The 5609-nt window shown below is 37.4% G+C and carries 5 protein-coding genes; 2 read left to right on the top strand and 3 right to left on the bottom strand.

What is annotated here, in order from left to right:
- Positions 1-53 precede the first annotated feature (53 nt).
- On the top strand, positions 54-1985 hold the full coding sequence (locus tag Q0543_RS11430; protein WP_299252925.1) for a heavy metal translocating P-type ATPase: 1932 nt from the start codon (positions 54-56) through the stop codon (positions 1983-1985).
- A gap of 408 nt (positions 1986-2393) precedes the next feature.
- Here Q0543_RS11430 and Q0543_RS11435 read toward each other — a convergent pair whose 3' ends face one another.
- From Q0543_RS11435 to Q0543_RS11445, 3 genes are all read right to left on the bottom strand, one after another.
- Positions 2394-3044: a hypothetical protein gene (locus Q0543_RS11435; RefSeq protein WP_299252927.1), complete on the bottom strand. Its 651-nt coding sequence runs from the start codon at positions 3042-3044 to the stop codon at positions 2394-2396.
- Between the two features lie 111 nt (positions 3045-3155).
- Complete coding sequence (locus Q0543_RS11440; protein ID WP_299252930.1) at positions 3156-3539, bottom strand: DUF3037 domain-containing protein; 384 nt, start codon at positions 3537-3539, stop codon at positions 3156-3158.
- The gene (locus Q0543_RS11445) at positions 3517-4314 is read right to left on the bottom strand and encodes a HipA family kinase (protein WP_299252933.1); all 798 of its coding nucleotides are present in this window, start codon (positions 4312-4314) and stop codon (positions 3517-3519) included. Before Q0543_RS11445 ends, Q0543_RS11440 begins: the two co-directional genes overlap by 23 nt.
- A gap of 325 nt (positions 4315-4639) precedes the next feature.
- Here Q0543_RS11445 and Q0543_RS11450 point away from each other — a divergent pair, with 325 nt between their 5' ends.
- On the top strand, positions 4640-5536 hold the full coding sequence (locus tag Q0543_RS11450) for a PHB depolymerase family esterase (RefSeq protein WP_299252935.1): 897 nt from the start codon (positions 4640-4642) through the stop codon (positions 5534-5536).
- Positions 5537-5609: the final 73 nt, after the last annotated feature.

The following is a 5609-nucleotide window of genomic DNA, read 5'->3' on the forward strand; positions in this document are numbered from 1 at the left end:
CATAATTCATAATTCATAATTCATAATTCATAATTCATAATTCATAATTCATAATGGACCATAATCACACACATGATCACGGACACGACCATGAGCACAATCATTCGCACGAATCATTGGAAGAATCAGGATGGAAAAGCAATTGGAAATTATTGATATCTTTATCCATCTTGCTTATCATGCTTGTGCTGGAATATGGTTTTAAGTATGTCCCTACCCTAGCAATAAATTTAAGTATTTATATAACGGCGTACTTATTGGCTGGGTATAATGTATTGTACTTAGCATTTGTAAATGCAAAACGGTTTGACATTTTTAACGAATTCTTTTTAATGACGGTCGCAACTATTGGCGCATTCTCCATCGGTTCATTTAGTGAAGGTGTTGCTGTAATGGTATTTTATTCCATTGGAGAATGGTTTCAAGATTTAGCCGTAAACAATGCGAAGAAAAGCATCAAAGCATTGTTGAATGTGCGCCCGAATGAAGTCAGTCTGATTGCGAATGGAACGACAACAACGGTCGATCCTAACAAAGTTATTATCGGAGATCGTATACAAGTGAAGGTTGGCGAAAAAGTAGCCTTAGATGGCATCTTAGCAACGGAACAATCGTCGTTTGATACGGCAGCCCTAACAGGAGAAAGTACCCCTAAATCCATTCACAAAGATGGTGTAGTACTTGCTGGTATGATTAATTTAAATCATGTTTCGGAAATTACGGTTACGGCTTTGTTTAAAGATAGTAAATTGAGTAAGATACTGGAGATGGTGCAAGATGCTTCATCCCGAAAATCTAAAACACATTTATTCATTTCTAAATTTGCAAAAATATATACGCCCATCGTTTTTATTTTCGCACTTCTTGTGTGTTTTGTACCTTACTTTTTTGCAGAGAGCTACGAATTTCAAACTTGGTTTTATCGTTCCTTGGTTTTTCTAGTGATTAGTTGTCCCTGTGCATTAGTGATATCCATACCCTTGGGTTACTTCGGTGGTATTGGCTTCGCTTCTAGAAATGGAATTTTATTTAAAGGTTCAAATTTCTTAGATGTCATTTCCAACATTCAGGTATTGGTAATGGATAAAACAGGTACCTTAACCAAAGGTGTTTTTACGGTTCAAAAAGTTGTAACGAATACTTTATCCGAAAAAGAATTTATACAATTGGTTGCTGCAATTGAAAGTCAATCGACCCACCCGATTGCAAAAGCCATAACAGCTTATGCACAGACTCAATCCATCGAGTCCCTTGCCATTGATTCAACAGAAGAGATTGCGGGACATGGTTTAAAAAGTTTGGTCGAAGGAAAAGAAGTGTTGGTCGGTAATGTAAAATTGTTGCAAAAATTCAACATCACTTTCCCAAATGAAATTGAACACATTCCCTTCACAACCATTGTTGTTGCCATTAACAAGGTATATGCAGGATATATTACCATAGCAGATGAGATCAAACCAGATGCCTTGGAAGCAATCAAACACATACAATCCTTAAACATACAAACTGTTATGCTGTCGGGCGATAAGCAAACGGTTGTTACGGAAGTAGCCAAAACACTTGGAATATCAGAGGCCTATGGAGATTTATTGCCAGAAGATAAAGTTGCCAAAGTACAGGCGTATAAAAATGCAGGGAAACGCTTGGCATTTGTTGGCGACGGCGTAAACGATGCACCTGTTGTAGCACTAGCTGATGTAGGCATTGCAATGGGTGGTTTGGGTAGCGATGCCACCATTGAAACTGCAGATATTGTGATACAGAACGACCAACCTTCTAAAATTTTAACGGCAATACATATAGGTAAAATAACCAAAACCGTTGTGTGGCAAAACATCACCTTGGCCTTGGTTGTTAAAATAGTCGTATTGATTTTAGGAGCTGGTGGCATTGCTACCTTATGGGAAGCTGTGATTGCAGATGTAGGTGTGGCTTTGCTTGCAATACTAAATGCTGTGCGTATTCAACATAAGACCTTAAAATAAAGTGTAACATTATCGTTGCTTAAGAGCATGCATTCTATCGATTCGAAATTAGACTAAATCCTTATTCTTTATCCGTCCAATAAATTGGACGACAATGAAAGCTATGTCGCTATTTTTTTATAACTGTCAGCCCTTATTGCCGTTTGGCTTTAGCTAACGGTTAAAAACATGTAAAAAGTGTACAGTCGGGAACACGCAACAACAGCGCAAGTGATTGAGAATGGTTGGCCGAAAAGACATATCCCTGGCGAAATGCATAACCTCGTAGAATGCGGTTGAGTTAACCTACAACCTCATTGCTTATCAAACTATTACCCTTATTAGAAGTAAATACTTTAGTATGAAATGCATTTTTCAGACATTTTTTGTTTTCGTCCGAAGAATTTATACTAGCAATCAATGAGTAAATTATTTCTTTTCTTCCACCAGAAAATACATAGGATATACAGATTCTTTAGTAGGGGTTTTATAAGTATACAAGACATACGTTTCCCCTTCCACCTTAAATTCTGAAGGTTGTGGTGGTAATTGTCCTGAGGTTATTGTTATGCGCTCTTCTACTCCATTTTTAGAAGTTACTAAAAACGTATCCTTATGGAAGGTTATGGATATGGGTGCATGATCTTCAAACGTACTTCCCAAATAACGTATAGAAAAATTGGGAAATTGTATGGGGAGATTTTCTATACGCAGTATTTTTTTATTTAAGTCTGGATGAAACAGCGCTTCTACATCAATATATAATTGAATCTCATTTACTGATTTATTGCTATTAAAACCGGTTGAAGGCGTTTTAATTTTATCTCTATAAAAATGTACGACTTCCGAATACTCTTCGTCCTCAAACGATAGGTTCAGATACGAAACATCTGGGCCAAAGGAAATCATCATATCTCCGTTAGCGGGTATTGCTTGTATGCATTTCAATAAATATTGAATGATCTTTTCATCTTCAATAACATATTGCTGTAAAATAGTTCTATCTGAAATACTTTTAAACTTCGTAAAAACTAGTTTCTTAAATTCTGAATGATTGAACCATGGTCTATCTGTTGCCATAATTTTTTTTTAACTATCTATTGGAACACGCATCTTATTACTAATACCAGTACAGAAACTAAAACTCGCCGTGCTTGTATCTTTTCGCCAAAGCATTTGTTGCTCTAATTTTTATAACACCAAACCATCAAACAATTTCTCTAAGGTATCACTTGAATGCTCCGTATAGCCTGGATGTACTTTAGACGATTGTATCACCGTACTACGTGTGGCAGTAAGCCAACGAAAGCGTGATGCAACATCCAATCCTGCAATCTCTCCGCCTCTACTATCGCCCGCACAGATGCGATCGATTGCTTTTAAATTTTCTTCCAATGCTACCATATCTATGTTCGGATCCAATGCACGCAAACGTATAGGATCTAATGTATAACGCAGCTGTAAAAAACGTTCCACTTTACAAAATAAAATAACGCCTACATTAATAAATTCTTCGCGTTCTACCCTTGGTACAACTCGAATGACTGCATAATCATATAAGTTTTTTTCGGGCATCTTGCGCTTCTTTTATAAATACAGAGGACTCTTGCATGCGTGTCAACAAAAACGTTGCATAGGCATTGCGTTGCTCTTCTATGGTTTCAAACATACCATCGTGCTTCAACCAATCGTCGGGAATTAAGGATACGATATTCTCAACTACAGTTTTTGTTAGTATTTCTTTGCAAAAAACATCTACGGCCTCAAGTTGACTTGCTTGCTTCAGCAATACATGATTTTTAACCAAGGGGAATGGAGATCGGATGTGTTCTTTCCAGTTCGTCCAATTATGATGAAAATACAAAGATGCACCTGGATCAATCAGCCAAAGTTCTTTGTTCCACATTAGCATATTGGTATTGCGTGTCGTGCGATCGATGTTGGTTAACAAACAATCCAACCACAGGATTTTAGAAGCAAGTAAAGGATCTAATGTCGTAACCGTTGAATCAAAAGTGATGGCACCTGATAAATAATGTAAGCCTAAATTCAAGCCCACACTAAATTTTAATAAATCTTGTATTTCCTCATCGGCTTCACTCCTACCAAACCCTTCGCCTAAATTCATAAATACCAATTCTGGCACTTTCAAGCCTACAGCACGAGCAAGTTCCCCGCCAATCAAATCGGCTATCAGTGCATTGGTACCTTGGCCGGCACCACGAAATTTTATGACATATAAAAAGCCATCGTCTGCCTCCACGATTGCAGGCATTGATCCGCCTTCACGCAAAGGCGTTACATAACGCGTTACGTTTACGGTTCTGAGTTGAATGGTAGATTGATTCATATTCTTAATTTCAATGTATGATACGATTCACACAAACGATATGTATGTAGATCCCTTTCATTTAATCTACGCTTATTAATTGAGGCATACTCGTTTACACAACAATAATACGTAATAATTATTAAAATATCTTGTCGTTCTTAATTTGCGAAAAATCTAGTAGCATTCATCTCTTCGTATATTCCACAGTTTATATACGTATTCGATCGCCAACATACTTTATTTTCAATCGATACTCGTTGGGGGTAGTTATTATCACTTGGGTAGGAAGCGTTTGTATATACACCCGATATTGCTTAAATTATATATACTATATACAAAACCTATGAAATTATATCGCATCATTTTCTTCTTCCTTCTCTCTATTTATACGCAACAGATATTCGCACAAAACTTTACGCTCCAACACGATAATGAAAAACGTCGTTTTATTGTACATCTGCCTAAAGGATATGATAAAACGAAAACCTATCCGCTGGTATTTAATTTTCATGGACTCGGATCAACTGCAAAACAACAACGATGGATTTCAAAGATGAACAAAACAGCAAATAGCGAACAGTTTATCGTTGTGTACCCCAAAGCGCTTGATCATGAATGGAACACGGGGATTCATAAAGTTTCTTACCGCTACGGTAGAGATGATGTAGGTTTCGTAGATCAATTACTGGATACACTTATCGCTCGTTATTCCATCGATACACAACGGGTATATTCTACAGGCTTTAGTTTAGGTGGTTACTTTAGTTATCGTCTTGCCTGCCAGTTGAGCAACCGTATTGCAGCAATCGCATCGGTAAGTGGCGTAATGACGGATAGTACGGATGCATTCTGTAATGCACAGCGTTCGGTTCCCGTTCTTCAAATTCATGGCACAACAGATCCAACGGTATCTTACAGAAAGAAAAAAGATTTTTATGGTGTGGAAGAAACTCTTTCGTATTGGTTAAAACACGATGGCTGCTCCAATAAATCCGAGACCACATCCATTCAGGATATCAAAAAGCACGACCATTCAACGGTTCAACTAATCAAATACAACACCTGCACCAATCATTCTGAAGTATGGTTTTATAAAATTACAGGAGGTGGCCATACGTGGCCTGGCGGCAGATTACGCTTTCTTGGACTCGGCCACCGCAATATGGATCTGAATGCAAGTCTAGCGGTGTGGGATTTCTTGAAACAGTTTAGATTGGATGGTTCAAGAGTGGGAAATTAATGAATCGTACGAATGTATTCATTATGAAATGTAGTCATTATGAAATGTAGTCATTATGAAATGTAGTCATTAT

Origin of the sequence: uncultured Cytophaga sp. (assembly GCF_937863595.1) — a bacterium.
Taxonomy (GTDB): Bacteria; Bacteroidota; Bacteroidia; order Cytophagales; family Cytophagaceae; genus Cytophaga.